Annotated in this window: 14 protein-coding genes; 1 reads left to right on the top strand and 13 read right to left on the bottom strand. The window is 64.7% G+C overall.

Annotation, left to right across the window (positions count from 1 at the left end; all coding sequences use genetic code 11):
- Positions 1-11: 11 nt before the first annotated feature.
- The 10 genes from yjfF to WA950_RS20340 form a co-directional block, all read right to left on the bottom strand.
- A complete protein-coding gene (gene yjfF, locus WA950_RS20385; RefSeq protein ID WP_424553547.1) occupies positions 12-980 on the bottom strand; it encodes a galactofuranose ABC transporter, permease protein YjfF in 969 nt (322 codons plus the stop codon).
- Positions 977-2,002 carry an ABC transporter permease gene (locus WA950_RS20380; protein WP_424553546.1) on the bottom strand — a complete coding sequence of 342 codons (1,026 nt, stop codon included), beginning with the start codon at positions 2,000-2,002 and terminating at the stop codon, positions 977-979. The genes yjfF and WA950_RS20380 overlap by 4 nt, the downstream gene beginning before the upstream one ends.
- Entirely contained in the window at positions 1,999-3,519 is a 1,521-nt protein-coding gene (gene ytfR, locus WA950_RS20375; protein ID WP_424553545.1) for a galactofuranose ABC transporter, ATP-binding protein YtfR, read from the bottom strand. Before ytfR ends, WA950_RS20380 begins: the two co-directional genes overlap by 4 nt.
- A gap of 110 nt (positions 3,520-3,629) precedes the next feature.
- Positions 3,630-4,592: a galactofuranose ABC transporter, galactofuranose-binding protein YtfQ gene (gene ytfQ / locus WA950_RS20370; RefSeq protein WP_424553544.1), complete on the bottom strand. Its 963-nt coding sequence runs from the start codon at positions 4,590-4,592 to the stop codon at positions 3,630-3,632.
- A 211-nt stretch (positions 4,593-4,803) separates the two neighbouring features.
- Entirely contained in the window at positions 4,804-5,769 is a 966-nt protein-coding gene (locus WA950_RS20365) for an ATP-binding cassette domain-containing protein (protein ID WP_424553543.1), read from the bottom strand.
- Positions 5,766-6,674, bottom strand: coding sequence for an ABC transporter ATP-binding protein (locus WA950_RS20360; protein WP_424553542.1), 909 nt, complete (start codon positions 6,672-6,674; stop codon positions 5,766-5,768). Before WA950_RS20360 ends, WA950_RS20365 begins: the two co-directional genes overlap by 4 nt.
- Positions 6,671-7,492, bottom strand: coding sequence for an ABC transporter permease (locus tag WA950_RS20355; protein ID WP_424553541.1), 822 nt, complete (start codon positions 7,490-7,492; stop codon positions 6,671-6,673). Before WA950_RS20355 ends, WA950_RS20360 begins: the two co-directional genes overlap by 4 nt.
- Before the next feature lie 4 nt (positions 7,493-7,496).
- A complete protein-coding gene (locus WA950_RS20350; protein ID WP_424553540.1) occupies positions 7,497-8,432 on the bottom strand; it encodes an ABC transporter permease in 936 nt (311 codons plus the stop codon).
- An 83-nt stretch (positions 8,433-8,515) separates the two neighbouring features.
- Complete coding sequence (locus WA950_RS20345; protein WP_424553539.1) at positions 8,516-10,108, bottom strand: ABC transporter substrate-binding protein; 1,593 nt, start codon at positions 10,106-10,108, stop codon at positions 8,516-8,518.
- Positions 10,109-10,204: 96 nt separating this feature from the next.
- Positions 10,205-11,830 carry an amidohydrolase gene (locus WA950_RS20340; RefSeq protein WP_424553538.1) on the bottom strand — a complete coding sequence of 542 codons (1,626 nt, stop codon included), beginning with the start codon at positions 11,828-11,830 and terminating at the stop codon, positions 10,205-10,207.
- A gap of 235 nt (positions 11,831-12,065) precedes the next feature.
- Here WA950_RS20340 and WA950_RS20335 point away from each other — a divergent pair, with 235 nt between their 5' ends.
- The gene (locus tag WA950_RS20335) at positions 12,066-13,010 is read left to right on the top strand and encodes a LysR family transcriptional regulator (RefSeq protein WP_424553537.1); all 945 of its coding nucleotides are present in this window, start codon (positions 12,066-12,068) and stop codon (positions 13,008-13,010) included.
- Here the strand turns inward: WA950_RS20335 and WA950_RS20330 are convergent.
- The 3 genes from WA950_RS20330 to WA950_RS20320 all read right to left on the bottom strand — a co-directional run bounded on the left by WA950_RS20330 (position 13,007) and on the right by WA950_RS20320 (position 15,782).
- Positions 13,007-13,807 carry a M55 family metallopeptidase gene (locus WA950_RS20330; protein ID WP_424553536.1) on the bottom strand — a complete coding sequence of 267 codons (801 nt, stop codon included), beginning with the start codon at positions 13,805-13,807 and terminating at the stop codon, positions 13,007-13,009. The two genes, WA950_RS20335 and WA950_RS20330, sit on opposite strands and share 4 nt — an antisense overlap.
- Positions 13,808-13,811: 4 nt before the next feature.
- The gene (locus WA950_RS20325) at positions 13,812-14,840 is read right to left on the bottom strand and encodes a P1 family peptidase (RefSeq protein WP_424553535.1); all 1,029 of its coding nucleotides are present in this window, start codon (positions 14,838-14,840) and stop codon (positions 13,812-13,814) included.
- Positions 14,841-14,930: 90 nt separating this feature from the next.
- A complete protein-coding gene (locus WA950_RS20320) occupies positions 14,931-15,782 on the bottom strand; it encodes a D-amino-acid transaminase (protein WP_424553534.1) in 852 nt (283 codons plus the stop codon).
- Positions 15,783-15,903: the final 121 nt, after the last annotated feature.

The raw sequence follows: 15,903 nt of genomic DNA, 5'->3' as shown, positions 1-15,903 counted from the left end.
ATGGAACCCGGTCAGGCGTAGCGTCGCCGGCGGTTCGTGACGAGGATCAGGCCCTTCTGAAGCAGGATGAAGGTGAAGAGCAAAAGGCCGATCAGGATCTTCGTCCACCAGCTCGACAACGAGCCGTCGAAGGTGATGTAGGTCTGGATCAGCCCCTGGATGAGGATGCCGACCAGCGTTCCGGCAACGAATCCGGAGCCGCCCGTAAGGAGCGTGCCGCCGATGACCACGGCCGCGATGGCATCCAGCTCGACGCCCACCGTCGCCAGCGAATAGCCGGCGGAGGTGTAGAGCGAGAAGACGATACCGGACAGGCCCGCAAGAAAACCGGACAGCGCATAGATCAGGATCGTCGTGCGACCGAGCGACACGCCCATCAGCCGCGCCGTCGCCGTGCCGCCGCCGAGCGCGTAGACATTGGCGCCGAAGCGGGTGCGGTGGGCGATCAGGATGCCTGCGCCGAAGACCAGCAGCATCAGGCCGCCGATCAGCGTGATGCGCCCGCCGCCGGGCAGCTTGTAATAGAAGCTTTTCAGCGTGGCGTAGAACGGATGCTTGATCGGTATGGAATCGATGGACAGCACGAACGCCATGCCGCGCGCCAGGAACATGCCCGCGAGCGTCACGATGAAGGGCGGCATTTCGAGATGGTGGATGATCGCCCCCATCACCGCGCCGAAGGCCGTGGTGATGGCGAGCGCCAGCGCGAAAGCGAGGAGCGGATGGATCGACGTCGCTTCGAGCAGCACCGCGAGGAAGACGCCGGTAAAGGCAATGACCGCGCCGATCGAGAGGTCGATGCCTCCAGAGAGGATGACAAAGGTCATGCCGACTGCCGCAATGCCGAGAAAGGCGTTGTCGGTGATGAGGTTGCCGATCACCCGCGTCGACAGCATGTTCGGATATTGCGCGATGCAGATGGCATAGGCGATCAGGAAGATCGCGACCGTCGCGGCGAGCGGAAGATAACGCGGGTTCATTTCGCCTCCTGCTCCGTGTTGTTTTCCTTCGCCTGCGGGCGCGAGAACCAGACGAAAGCTGACCGGGCGCGCGGCGACTGGATGACCAGGATCAGGACGATAATCGCGGCCTTGATGATGAGGTTGAATTCGGGCGGGAAGCCGGAAAGCAGGATGCCCGTATTGATCGACTGGATGATGAGCGCGCCGAGCAGCGAGGCGGCGATGGAAAAACGCCCGCCGAGCAGCGACGTGCCGCCGACGACGACCGCGAGGATTGCATCCAGTTCCAGCCAGAGGCCGGCATTGTTGGCATCGGCGCCACGGATATCGGCGGCCGCGATGATACCGGCGATGGCGGCGCAAAGGCCGGAAAGCACATAGGCGGCGATCAGCAGCACGCCGGTCCAGACGCCGGCAAGCGTGGAAGCGCGGCGGTTGACGCCGAGCGCCTCGATCAGCATGCCGAGCGCCGTGCGGCGCACCAGAAGCGCGACGATGATGCCGAAGGCGAGCCAGATCACTACCGGCATGGGCAGGCCGAAGAGCGCACCGCTGCCGATGAAGATGAGCCCGGCATCGTTGAAGGTCAGGATTGCCCCCTCGGTGATGAGTTGCGCGATGCCGCGACCCGCAACCATCAGGACGAGCGTGGCAATGATCGGCTGGATATCGAGCACGGCGACGAGGATGCCGTTCCACAGGCCGCACAGGATGCCGGTGCCGAGCGTGATGAGGAGCGTCATCGCCAGCCCGTAGCCCGACGTTATGCAGGCGGCGGCGACCGCCCCGCAGATCGCCATGACCGCGCCGACGGAAAGGTCGATGCCCTTGGTGGCGATGACCACCGTCATGCCGATGGCGAGCAGCGCCACGGGCGCGCCGCGGTTCAGGATGTCGATGATGCTGCCATAGAGCCGGCCGTTCTGCATTTCGAGCCGGAAGAAACCGGGAAAGGCGATGGAAACCATCAAGAGGATGGCGGCAAGGGCCGCGACCTGTGGCAAGAGGCGGATGGCATAGGCTTTCAGCGTGGAATTCATGCGCCCGCCCTCCCCGCGGAAGCGGCGATCGCCTCGACGATGCCCTCCGTGGTGACGCTCTCGCCGGTGAGTTCGGCGACATGCGCCCGGTCGCGCAGCACGATGACGCGGCTCGAATAGGCGACGAGTTCTTCGAGTTCGGAGGAAATCACGATCAGCGACATGCCTTTTTCGCAGAGGGATTCGATGAGACGGATGATTTCTGCATGCGCGCCGACATCGATGCCGCGCGTCGGCTCGTCGAGGATGAGAAAATCCGGATTGGTGGCGAGCCAGCGCGCGAGGATCGCCTTCTGCTGGTTGCCACCGGACAACAGCTTGATCGGCTTCTCGCGGTCGCTCGTGCGGATGTCGAGGGCCTTGATGTACTTGTCGGCAAGGCGGTCCTGTTCGGCGCGGCTGATCGGCCGCGCCCAGCCACGCCGGGCCTGAAGGGCGAGCGCTATGTTCTCGCGCACGGAAAGATCGCCGATGATGCCGTCGATCTTGCGATCCTCCGGACAGAAGCCGAATTTTTCGCGGATGGCGGCGCGGGGCGTGGAAAGGTCGAGCGCGCGGCCTTCGGCCTCCGCCGCACCGCTGTCGGCACGTTCGGCACCGAACAGGATCTCCGCCGTCTCCGTGCGGCCCGAGCCGAGCAGGCCGGCAATGCCCACCACCTCGCCGGCGCGCACGTCGAGATCGAACGGCTGGATATGGCCCTTGCGACCGAACTTGCGGAAGCGGAAGCGCACCTCGCCGCCCGCGCCCTTCGGCCCGTGCCCCGCCGCCACTTCCTGCACCAGCTCGCGGCCGAGCATCATGGCAATAAGGTCGCGGCGCGGCAGCTCGGCCGTCTCGCGCGTGCCGACGAGCTGGCCGTTGCGCAGCACGGTGATGCGGTCGGAAATTTCGTAAACCTGCTCGAGGAAATGGGTGATGAAAATGATGCCGAGGCCGCGCTCCCTGAGACGGCGCACGATGCGAAAGAGCATCGCGACCTCATGCGCATCGAGGCTCGCCGTCGGTTCGTCGAGGATCAGCACCTTGCCGGAAAGATCGACGGCGCGGGCAATGGCGATCACCTGCTGCACCGCGACCGAATAGGCGGCAAGCTCGGCGGTGACATCGATATCGAGATCGTATTCGGCCAGCAGCGCCCTGGCGCGCCGGTTCATTTCGCGCGCGCTGACGAGGCCGAAACGCTTCGGCTGGCGGCCGAGGAAGAGATTTTCGGCGACCGTGAGGTTCGCCAGGAGATTGACCTCCTGGTAGACCGTGCCGATGCCGAGATTCTGCGCCTCCAGCGTGCTCTGCGGATCGACCTCCGCGCCATCGACAAGGATGCGCCCGCCATCGCGGCGGTAGGCGCCGGTGAGGCATTTGACGAGCGTCGACTTGCCCGCGCCGTTTTCACCGAGCAGCGCATGGACCTCGCCGCGCTTCAGCGAAAAGTCGACATGGCTCAACGCCTTGGCGCCCGGAAAGATCTTGTCGATCCCCGTCGCCGAAAGAACATAGGAACTGTCCGCCTGCATGATCCCGACCTGTCTGACGATGGCCGCCCGCCGCCTCGCAAGGAGACGGCAGGCGGGCTAGGTGGATGCCCCGCGCCAAACAGAAGCCTGGCGCAGGACATCTGGAGAGATCAGTAGCCGAGGCCCTTCTTTTCCTCGTACACCTTCGCCGGGTCGTCGGCCTGGGTGTAGAGCCTGGATTCCGTCTGGATCCACTTCGGCGGCACCTTGCCGTCCTTGCGGAAGGCATCGAGCGCATCGAAGGCCGGGCCTGCCATGTTCGGCGTCAGTTCGACGGTGGCGTTCGCCTCGCCGGCGGCCATCGCCTGGAAGATATCCGGCACGGCATCGATCGAGACGACGAGGATATCGGTGCCGGGCTTCAGGCCCGCTTCCTTGATCGCCTGGATGGCGCCGACGGCCATGTCGTCGTTGTGGGCGTAGAGCGCACAGATGTTCTTGCCGCCGTCTTCCGCCTTCAGGAAGCTTTCCATGACTTCCTTGCCCTTGGTGCGGGTGAAGTCGCCGGTCTGGCTGCGGATGATCTTCAGGTTGTCCTTGCCAGCAAGCGCTTCCTCGAAGCCCTTCTTGCGATCGATGGCCGGCGAGGAGCCGGTCGTACCCTGGAGTTCGACGACGTTGCAGGGCTTGCCGGCAACCGTGTCGACCAGCCACTGGCCGGCAACCTTTCCTTCATGCACGAGGTCGGAGGTGACGGCGGTCATGTAGAGGTCGTCCGACGCATCGACGGTGCGATCGAGCAGGATGACCGGGATTTCCGCATCCTTGGCTTCCTGCAGCACTTCGTCCCAGCCCGTGGCGACGACAGGCGCGACGAGGATGGCGTCGACGTCCTGCGCGATGAAGGAGCGTAGCGCCTTGATCTGGTTTTCCTGCTTCTGCTGCGCATCGGCGAACTTGAGGTCGATGCCGCGCTGTTCGGCCTGTTGCTTGGTCAGCGTGGTTTCCGCAGCGCGCCAGCCGGATTCAGAGCCGATCTGCGAAAAGCCCACGGTCAGGTCGGCGGCGGATGCGGCGCTGAACATCGCGGCGGCAAGGATCGTGGCACTCGCAAGTGCGGTTTTGAGTTTCATGATGTCCTCCAAAAGAAAGCTGCTCCTCCGCAGCACGGGTAAAACATCATATTGTATTACTATTGTAAACCCAAAATTTGACCGGGCGCAGATTTCCAAACGAGGAGGCAAACGGCACCCAGCCGCCCGCGCGCGGTCCCGAAAGACGGCACGCGCCGGCCGGAAGACAGCGGCAAGGGTTCAGGGTGTCGGGATGAATGGCCGCCGCTCGTCAACCGGCGGCGGCGAGCCTCACGCGGTGCTTCGGCGCGATTTCTACCAATTCGGAGGGTAGAGGGGCTGAAAAGACATCCGGCGCCGTCCGGCCATCGGAAATGAAGCTACGCCCGTCCAGCAACGGCATATCGGCAAAACGCTCCCGTTCCGCATTGGGGTCCAGCACGGCGTCCGGGTCCGGAATGGCCGCGATCAGCCGGCGTGTATAGGGATGCGACGGCGCTTCGAAAATCTGCCGCCAGCCGCCCTCTTCCACGATCTGGCCGAAGTACATGACCAGCACCCTGTCGCTCATGTGCTCGACCACACTGAGGTCGTGGCTGATCATGAGGTAGGACAGGCCGAGTTTTTCCTGCAGGTCCAGCAGGAGGTTGATGATCTGCGCGCGGATCGACACGTCGAGGGCCGAGACCGGCTCGTCCAGAACCACGATCTCCGGTTCGAGGATCAGCGCCCGGGCAATGCCGATGCGCTGGCGCTGGCCGCCGGAAAACTCGTGCGGATAGCGGTCCGCCTGTTCGGGTGTCAGACCGACATTGGCCATCATCGCCTCGATGCGGTCGGAAATCTCGGAGGCCGCCGTGATACCGTGCAACTTCAGCGGCGCAGCGAGAGACGTGCGCACGGACTGGCGCGGATTGAGAGAGGCATAGGGATCCTGGAACACCATCTGCACCGCCTTGGCGCGCTCCATGCGACCCGGTGCGCCGGGACCGGCAAGCAGCTGGCCGCGGTAGCGGATCGTGCCTTCCGTCGGCTCCTGCAGGCCGAGGATCGAAAGCGCCGTGGTGGACTTGCCGCAACCGGATTCACCGACGATCGACAGGCATTCGCCCTTGGCGAGCTCGAAGCTTATGCCGTTGACGGCGTGCAGCATGCGCCGCCCTCGCCCGAGCAACCCTCCGCCGGAAATCGGAAAGCGGACATGGAGGTCATCCACCTGCAGAAGGGGCACGGTCATGGCTGGCTCCCTTGCGCAGCGCGCGGCGCGATGAAGCGGGTTTCGGTCAGTTTCGAGCGGTCGGCAATGATGCTGTCGATATCGACCAGCCGCTGGCGGCCGTGCTGACTGCGGCTGCCGAGGCGCGGCAGTGCTCCGAGGAGGCCGCGCGTATAGTCGTGCCTGGGATCGTCGAACAGCGCCCGCGTCTCGTTCTCCTCGACAAGGCAGCCCGCATACATGACGCCGACGCGCTGGCAGATGCTGGCGATGACGCCGAGATCGTGGCTGATGAACAGAACAGCCGTGCCACGCTCGGCGCAGAGTTCCTTGATGAGGCGCAGCACCTCCGCCTGTACCGTCACGTCGAGCGCCGTGGTGGGCTCGTCGGCAATCAGGAGGTCGGGGTTGCAGGCGAGCGCCATGGCGATCATCACACGCTGGCGCAGCCCGCCCGACATCTGGTGCGGGTAGTTCTTCGCGCGGCGGTCGGGATTGGGCACCTGCACGCTGGCGAGCGCCTCGACCGCCAGTTTCTGCGCCTCGCCCCAGCTCTTGCCCTGATGCAGCACGAACATTTCGGCGATCTGCCGGCCGACGGTGGACAGCGGGTTCAGCGCCGTCATCGGCTCCTGGAATATCATGGCGATGCGGTTGCCGCGCAGGCGGCGCATCTCGCGCCTCGGCAACGCCAGGAGGTTCTGACCCTTGAACAGGATCTCGCCGCCGGACACGGCGAGCGGCTTCTTCAGAAGCCCCATCACGGCAAGCGAGGTCACGGACTTGCCGGAGCCGGATTCGCCGACAAGGCCATAGGCCTCGCCCGGCATGATCTGGAAGGAGACGCCCTTGAGGAGCGGATGGACGGAGCGGCCGAGCGCCACGCCCAATTGCAGGTCCCTGATGTCGAGCAGCGGCGCGGTCATGGCTTGCGCGTCCTCATATGCGGGTCGAGACTGTCGCGCAGGCCGTCACCGAGCAGGTTGAAGCCGAGCACAGAAAGGAAGATGGCAAGACCGGGGAAGACCGCGACCCAGGGCGCAAGCTGGATGAGCTGACGCGCATCGGTCAGCATCGAGCCCCAGCTCGGGAACGGCGGCTGGATGCCGAGACCAAGGAAGGAAAGCGCCGCCTCCGACAGCACCGCCGAGCCCATGCCGAGCGTCGCCATGACGAGGATCGGCCCCATCATGTTGGGCAGGATCTGCGTGAACATGATGCGCAGGTCGCCATAGCCGAGCGTCTGGGCCGCCTGCACATAGCCCTGCGATTTCAGCGAGAGCGTCGAGGAGCGGGCAATGCGGCAGGTCCAGCTCCAGTTCGTGAGGCCGAGCGCGACGAGCAGCGACGGCAGGCCGGGGCCGAGCACCGCCATCACGGCGAGCGCGAAGATCAGCGAGGGAATAGCGAGCATCACATTGGTGAGGCCGTTGACAAGATCGTCCCACCAGCCGCCCCAGTAGCCGGCGGTCATGCCGAGCGTCACGCCGATCACCGAATTGATCACCTGCGAGACGATGCCGACCGTCAGCGAGATCTGCGCGCCGTAAAGGATACGGGTATAGACGTCCCGCCCCTGCGCGTCCGTGCCGAACCAGAAGGTGGAGTCGGGCGGCAGCTCGGAACTCATCAGGTCCGCATCGAGCACCGGATCGAAGGGCGCGATCCACGGGGCGAGAATGCCCGCAAAGATCACCAGCGCCGTCAGGCCGGCGCCGAGCCAGAAGTTGAAGCCGAGACGCATCCCGTCACTCCTGCTTGATGCGCGGATCGATCGCGGCATAGATCAGATCGACGGCAGTGTTGATGACGAGGAACCAGAGCACGATGACGAGGATCGTGCCCTGCACCACGGGAATGTCGCGGATCGCCACGCTATCGACCAGAAGCGAGCCGATGCCGGGCCAGGCGAAAAGCTTTTCGATGACGACAGCCTGGCCGATCAGCGAGCCGAATTGCAGGCCGACCGTGGTGACGATCAGCACCAGCGCGTTCCGCGCCACATGCCAGCGCACCACCTTGAACTCGCTCATGCCCTTGGAATGGGCGGTGCGGATGAAATCGGCGTTGAGCACGTCGAGCACGCCGGCCCGCGTGGTGCGCGCAAGAAGCGCCAGCGGCGTCACCCCGAGCGTGATGGCGGGCAGGATCAGGTTGCGGAACGACCCATCGCCGTAGCCGAAGCTGGGCAGCCAGTTCAGTTGCAGGGCGAAGAGATACATCATCAGGAGGCCCAGCCAGAACTGCGGCATGGAGAGGCCGGACACCGCGCCGATCATCGTCACCGTATCGAGTATCGAGCCGGGCTTCAGCGCCGCAAGGAAGCCGAGCGGCACGCCGATGACGAGGGCGAAGACCATGGCGGCGATCGCCAGTTGCAACGAGGCCCACATGCGGTCGTTGATGAGGTCGATCACCGGCTGGCGGGTGCGGAAGCTGGTGCCGAGATCGAATTGCGCGAGATCCGTGACATAGGTAACGAAGCGCTCCATCAACGGCTTGTTCAGTCCGAACTCCTCGTTGAGACGGGCGATCATCTGCGGATCGGCGGCGCGCCTGCCATCGGCGAAAAGGCTCGCGGCAAAGGTGCCCGGCACGACCGAGAAGATGACGAAGATGAGTAGCGCGACCACGATGACCGTGGGTATGATCTGCAGGACGCGGCGCAGGGTAAAGCGAAGCATGAGCGGTTCCGTTTTGGTCGCCCTTTCGGGCGCGACAATCGATACGGGGGCAGCTTTACGCCGCCCCCGAACCCCTCAAGGTCTTACTTGCGCGATTCCGGCGCCGTGTCGTCGATCCAGATCTCGTCATAGGGCTGGACCGCCAGTTCCGTTGCATTCGGAACGAGGCCGTGGATCCACGGCTGGTAGGCCATGACGGCCTTGTTGTAGTTGAAGAACCAGACCGGCGCGTCGTCCTGCACGATGTTGTTGGCCTGGCGCAGGAGATCGTTCTGCTTGGCCGGGTCACGTTCCTGCTGGGCCGCATCGTAGAGCTTGTCGAATTCGGGGCTCGAATAGCTCGCATAGTTGCAGGCCGATTGCGCCGTCTTGGAATGGTAGCAGCGCAGCGCATTCAGCGGATCGGGACCGGACAGGTTCGACCAGATGAAGGCCTGGAAGTTGTTGGCCGTCACCGCCTCGCCGAGCGCGGAGCTTTCGACCGGCTTCGGCTTCACGGTGATGCCGACCTTCTTGAGCATCGGCAGGATGGCTTCCACGATCGGCACGCCCCAGCTTTCGTTCGGGCTCGCCGTCACCTCGAATTCGAAGCCGTCGGCATAGCCGGCTTCCACCAGCAGCGCCTTGGCCTTGTCCGGATCGAAGGCGTAGGGCGCCTTGTCCTTGTCGAAGGCGGGCGAGGAGATCGGCAGCCAGCCGGCGGCCGGATAGGCCTTGTTCTTGACGAGGCGCTCGATGATCAGGGGCGCGTTGATCGCATGGTTGATCGCCTGACGCACCCGCTTGTCCTTGAAGGGCTCGAAAGCGGGGTTGAAGCCGATATTGCGGGTATAAACCTCGGCGACTTCAAGCAGATGATCCTTCAGCACATCCTCGCCCAGATACGCCTGGTACTGGGTCGGGCCAAGGACCGAAACGTCGATTTCCTTGTTGCGGAAGGCGACGTCTCGCGCGGCGTCCTCGGCCATCAGCACGATGTTGATGCGGTCGAGATAGGGCTTGCCTTCTTCGTAATACTTGTCGAATTTTTCGACCACGACCTGCGAGCCGGGCACGTGCTCCTTGAAGACGAAGGCGCCGAGGCCGACCGGGTTCTTGCCGAATGACGTCTCGTCCTCGACATTCGACGGATAGATCACCGTCGTGTTCTGCATCAGCGGGAAGCCGGGATTGATCGGGCCGGTATAGGTGATTTCAAGCGTATGGTCGTCGATCTTCTTGAGGCCCGAAATCTCCTCCGCCTTGCCGGCGATAAAGTCGTCCGCACCCTTGATGTTGGCGATGAAGCTGGCGCCCGGGAAGGCGTTTTTCGGATTGGCGATACGCTTGTAGCTGTAGATGAAATCGTCGGCCGTCAGGGGCTTGCCGTTGTGGAACACGGCGTTCTGGCGCAGGTGATAGGTATGGACCGTGCCGTCTTCGGAGACATCCTCGGAGGTCGCCAGTTCCAGGACCGGCTTGTTCTGGTTGGAATCCCAGCTATAGAGCGCGCGGTGGATGGCCTGCGTGATGAACTCTTCCTGCGTGTTCGGGCTCGCCTGCACGTCGAGCGTGGCGAAGCTCGAGCCGTAGGGTGCGGTGAAGACGAGCGTTCCGCCGGAACGTTCGCCCGCGGCAAGCGCCCCGGTTGCCACGCCGAGGCTGAGCATTGCGGCCAGTGTCAGTCTTTTCAGCATTTCGTTCTCCCTCTCGTGCCGTTTTCGGCATCGTTTCGATTGTGTCCGGCAGGCTAGCGCATTCTTTCGCTTTTCTCCAAATCGCAGGAATTGCGCCTAGCGTGCATCATGCACGACACGGCCTGCAAGCAGGGTCAGCAGGCAGCGTGTGCCTGACAGAATGGTGTCGGCCGGAGCCTCCAGAAGATCGTTGTCGAAGACGGCGATGTCGGCCCACTGGCCGGATACGAGCCGCCCCTTCACGCCCTCCGCCTTCTGCGACCAGGCGCCATATTCCGTATAGGCCTGCAACGCCTCCTCGCGGCTCAGCCTTTCCGAGGCGTCCATCACCGTGCCCTTGCCGGTCTGGCGCGTGATCATCGCGTGCAGGTTCGGGAAGGGATCGGGCGAGCAGACCGGCGAATCCGAGCCGGTCGAGGGCTTGAGGCCGAGGCGCATCCAGCTGCCGATCGGGTAGGAGGCCATGCCGCGCTCCTCCCCGAGCACGGAAATGTAGCTGTCGCCGAAATCGTGGATGAAGGCCATCTGCGGCGCAGGCAGGATACCCGCCGCCTTCATGCGCGCATTCTGCTTTTCGGTGGGAAAACCGCAATGCTCGATGCGGTGGCGGCGGTCGGGATCGGGATTGGCGGCCAGCGCCTTCTCATAGGCGGTGATGAGCTGTTCGATCGCACCGTCGCCGATGGCATGGCAGACCATCTGGTAGCCGCGGTCGTGGCAGTCCTTGACGACCTCCTCGACAACGGCGTCGGACAGCATCTGCACGCCGATATTCTCCGGCTCGCCCCGATAGGGTTTCGACATCCAGGCGGTTCGCCCACCCGCTGAGCCATCGAGAAAGACCTTCACGCCGCCGACGCGCAGCATGTCGTCACCGGCACCGGACAGAAGGCCGGCGCGCCAGGAATCCTCGACGATAGAGACACCGGGATCGCCGAGCAGGGTCAGCCAGACGCGCACCGGCAGGCGGCCGGCAAGCCGCGCCATTTCATAGGCCTGGATCTCGGCAAAACCTGCGACATGTCCGACCGCCGCGTCCATGCAACTGGTAATGCCGAAAGAAAGTAGATGCTGCCCTGCCCGCTCGATGCCTTCGATCAGATCCTCGGTCGTCGCCTCGGGCATGACCGCCTTGACGAGGTTCTGGGCGTTCTCCGCCAGAAAACCGTTCAGCCTGCCATCGGTGAGGCCGATCACACCGCCCTCCGGCACCGGCGTCGCCTCGGTGATACCGGCGAGCGCCAGCGCGCGGGAATTGGCGACCGAGACATGGCCGCAGGCGCGCGTCAACATGACCGGATGATCGGGCGCCGCACGGTCGAGGTCTTCCCGCGTCGGGTGCGTTCCCGTGTCGAGCTTGACCTGATCATAGCCACGGGCGCGGATCCAGCCGCCCTTGGGTGTTCCGGCGGCGCGGTCGGAAACACCCTTCATCAGCGCGGCAAGCGTCGGCGCGACCGCGGGAGTCGCATCGACAAAGCCCATGGCGATGCCGGTCGCAATCAGATGCAGATGGTTGTCGATAAGGCCGGGGCTGGCAAAGCGGCCCTCAAGATCGATGACGTCGGTTGTCCGGCCCTCCAGGCTCAGGATGTCGGCATTGGTGCCCGTAGCAAGCACCTTGCCCTGCCAGATGGCGAGGGCTTCGTTGATCCCCTCCTCCCGGCCGCACCAGATGCGGCCATTGTGCAGGATAAGATCGGCTTCAATTCCGAATGCCATTCACAGCTCCCCCTGTGGGCACCGGCCAGACCATATGTGCATTCACGGACACAGGATCGCTGCGTCTTGAATTGCTCCGGCCAACACCTGTTTCCTCCAGACGCAAGGTGAGAGCTGGAGGCCGGCTTGGCCAATTCGGTTTTGGCACCAGCCCATGCGAAAACGGCATACATATTTCGATTGAATGACTTATGATCGTTTTCTCGGGCGGACAGGATCGGAAGGGTGGCGGGCGATGGAGATCAAGTGGCTGGAGGATTTCGTGACGCTTGCCGACACGTCCAGCTTTTCGCGCGCGGCGGACCTGCGCAACGTCACGCAGCCGGCCTTCAGCCGGAGGATCAAGCAACTGGAGAGCTGGCTCGGCGCAACGCTGATCAGCCGCGCCACCATGCCGGCGGAACTGACGCCCGCCGGGCGCAGCTTCCTGCCCGTCGCACAGGAGGCCATCCGCACCTTCTATGCGGCGCGCGAGGCACTGAGCCCTTCGCACGAGCCCGGCCTCATCCGCTTTGCCGCGTTACACACGCTGACGGTCACCTTCTTCCCACGCTGGCTGAAGGCACTGGAAACGGCCGGCGGGGCATTCAGCACCTCGCTTATCGCGGACCGCGGCGGCATCGAGGCCAATCTCGATGCGTTGGTCAACGACGAGGCCGACTTCTTCCTGACCTATGCCCATCCGGAAGTACCGTTCCATCTCGACCGCGGCCAGTTCGCCTCGCTGACCGTCGCCCATGACCGGTTGATCCCGCTGGTTTCAGCGCAGATCGCACTCTCCGGCAATGCGCAGCCGGGACGCAATCTCCTCGACCGCGCCGTCGCGCAGCCGAGACTTGCCATTCCCTATCTCAGCTACGGCTTCAATTCCTTCTTCGGCGTCGCCCTGTCGCGGCTATGGCTGCGCCGCCCGCCCTTCCGCCGCCGGACGACGCACGAGAACTCGATCAGCGCCGGGCTGATGAACATGGCAGTCACGGGCGCGGGCGTCTGCTGGCTGCCGGAAAGCCTTGCGCGCGAGGAAATCGAGGCTGGCCGGCTCGTGCCCGCCTCCGTGGACGAGGGCTGGAACCTCGACCTCGAAATCCGCCTCTACCGCCATGCAGCAAGCCGCAACCGCAAGGTCGAGGACTTCTGGCGCACGGCGCAGCAGGTTCTCGGCAAGGCCCCGGGCAATTAAACCTTGAGGAAGAGCAGCGCGCGCAGGATTTCGGCGAAATCCTTGTGCTCGAAGGCGACGGCGCGGGGGCCGTGCGCCTTCGCGCCCGGATACCAGCCGGCGCGATAGGCCTCGGACGGCGTGGTAAACTCGATCACCACCTCGTAGTGTTCCGACCTTGCGGGCAGCGCCTGCGCGAAATCGCCGGAGAGCGCCGCCGCCACGCCTTCGCGGATGAGGCGGCGCGACCAGGCCGGCGAGATCGAGGTCGTCGCCTTGCCCCTGCCGTCCAGTGTTTCGACGGTCGCAAGGCCCGGCACCATGGCACGGGCTTCCGCGCACATGCCGACATCACCGGCAAGGAAGACGGACGGCACGCCATACTGCGCCGCGCAGAGCGCGTTGATGGTGAATTCGGACGCGACCTCGCCATTGAGCAACAGCCGCGAAATGCGCAGGTTCGAGGTATGGGCGAGCGGATTGACCTCCGTGCCGGCCTTTGAGTGGTAGCCGGTATAGATCGCGGCGGCGAAGCCTTCGTCGATCCCGAACATCATTTCGTCCGGATGGCCGGACCAGCCGCGCACGATGCGTGCATAGTCGGGCAGCCGGTCGAGGATCAGGTTGCGCCCGCTTTCATGGGCGTCCTTGATCACCACTTCCGTCGCGCCGGCAGCGCTCGCGCCCTCGCAGGCGGCGACCACCTCGGCGGTCATCAGGGCGCGGAACTCGGCCCAGTCGGGATGCGTGCGCTCGGCCTCGTTCCAGTGGGCGATGCCGGCGGTGCCTTCGATATCAGCAGAGATAAAGACTTTCATGGGCTCAATTCTCCTTCAACCAGTCGGCAAGAGAGGGGTAGATGCGGCCGCTGCGGGCGGGGGTCGCCGGAGCCATGCAGAGCGCGTTCAGTACCGCTTCCTGCGTCGTTTCGGCGGCGGCGCGGAAGGCCACGTCGATATGATCGTCTGAAAGACGCTCCTGCATGGCGAACGATTTTGCCGGATCGTGCTCGACCGGATCGGAGGTGGTGAAACAGACAACGACATCGCCGCTGCCATGACCCCAGAAGGCGCCGAGCCGTGCAATGCCAGCGCCGCCGCGCCGGGCAACGCGCTGCAACTGGCGATCGCCGAGGGGGAGGTCCGTCGCCATGACGACGATGATCGAGCCGCGCTCGGGACTTGCCGGTGCACGCGGATCGGGACGCCGCCCGTCCGGCAGGACGAGGTCGCCTGCTGCGCCGAAATTGGCGAGCACCAGCGTGCCGAGCGTGAAATCGCGCTTGCCGATCCGCATCATGCGCGAGGCGGTGCCGATGCCGGCCTTGAAGCCGAAGGCGGTCATGCCGGAACCGGCACCAACCGCGCCCTGCTCGACCGGCCCGGTGCCGGCAGCGTCGAGCGCCGCCTCGGCATCGGCGGGCGATACGGCCAGCGCCTGGATGTCGTTGATGCTGCCATCGTTGCATTCGCAGACCAGCGCATTGACCGTCGAGGTCTTGCGGCCGATCGCCGGGTTGGCGGCGATGGCGCGACGGATCAGCGCCTGCGTGCAGGCCGCAACGCCGAATGTGTTGGTGAGCAGGATCGGCGTCTCGATCGTGCCGAGCTCGGCAACCTGCATCAGCCCGGCTGACTTGCCGAAGCCGTTGACGACCTCGACAGCCGCGCGCGGCTTCATGCGGAAAAGATCGCCCTGATGGGGCAGGATGGCCGTAACGCCGGTGAAAAGCCCCTCGCCACGCAGAGAATGGTGGCCGACGGCAACGCCCGGCACATCGGTGATGGCATTGCCCGGTCCCGGCTCCAGCCTGCCCGCCGGGATCAGTCCCCATTCGCGCGCCGTCTTCATGTCGTCCTCCCTGAAGAAACGACGTTCCTAGAGCATTTCCAGCCGAAGAAAAACCGCTTCTGCGTCGGATAATGCGGCAAAAACAAAACCCTAGGCCGGAACGCCGGCCGCCTCCAGATAGAGGGCCTGGAGCCTGCGCGTCATCGGCCCGGGCTTCCCGTCGCCGACCACCGTCTCACCGATGCGCACGATGGGCATGACGAGGCTGGAGGCGGAGGTCTGGAAGGCTTCGGCCGCGCCCTGCGCTTCCTCGGGTGTAAAGGCGCGCTCCTCGATCGTCAGTCCCTCGGCGGCGCAGAGCCGGGCAAGTGCGCGCTGCGTGCAACCCGGCAGCGTCGCGCGGGAGGCAGGCCGGGTGAGGATGCGCCCGTCAGCGGTGATGAGATGGGCCGTCGAGGAGGCCCCCTCCGTCACCAGCCCGTCCTCCACCAGCCACACATCGTCGAAGCCGCGCGCGCGGGCCGCCTGCTTGGCCATGACCTGCGCGAGCAGCATGGTGGTCTTGATGTCCCGCCGCTGCCAGCGCGGATCAACCGCCAGATCGACCGCAATGCCATTCTGCTGCGCCTTGGTGCCGGCCAGAACCTTCGCCTGCGTGAAGCCGATGAGACGCGGCGCCAGCGCATCGGAATAGAAGAAGTCGCGATCGGCCTCGCCGCGCGAGACCTGGAGATAGACCGTGCCGTCCAGCAAGTCGTTGCGGGCGATCAGCTCCGCCTGGATACCGGCGATCGTCTCGCGAGAGAAGGCGATCGGGATATCGAGTTCCTTCAGCGAACGTTCGAGGCGGGCAAGATGCAGGTCGTTGTCGATCATACGGCCCCCGATCACGGCCGTGACTTCATAGACGGAATCCCCGAACAGAAACCCGCGATCGAAAAGCCCGATGCGGGCTTCCTCCTCCGGTACGAATTGACCGTGGACGTAGACGATCCTGCCCATTTCTTCCTCTTGCTGCGCCAGTTGCCAAAGCATGCCGCGCCGAAACCGTCCAACGGCCTTGCGATCACGACATGCGGAAAAGTCCAGGCGCAAAGCATAGGAACGACTGGCCGTGGCTGAC

The sequence above is a fragment of the Shinella sp. genome, assembly GCF_049651085.1.
Lineage (GTDB): Bacteria > Pseudomonadota > Alphaproteobacteria > Rhizobiales > Rhizobiaceae > Shinella.
The sequence above is the reverse complement of the archived record's forward strand: the minus strand, read 5'-3'. Positions and strand labels throughout refer to the sequence as shown.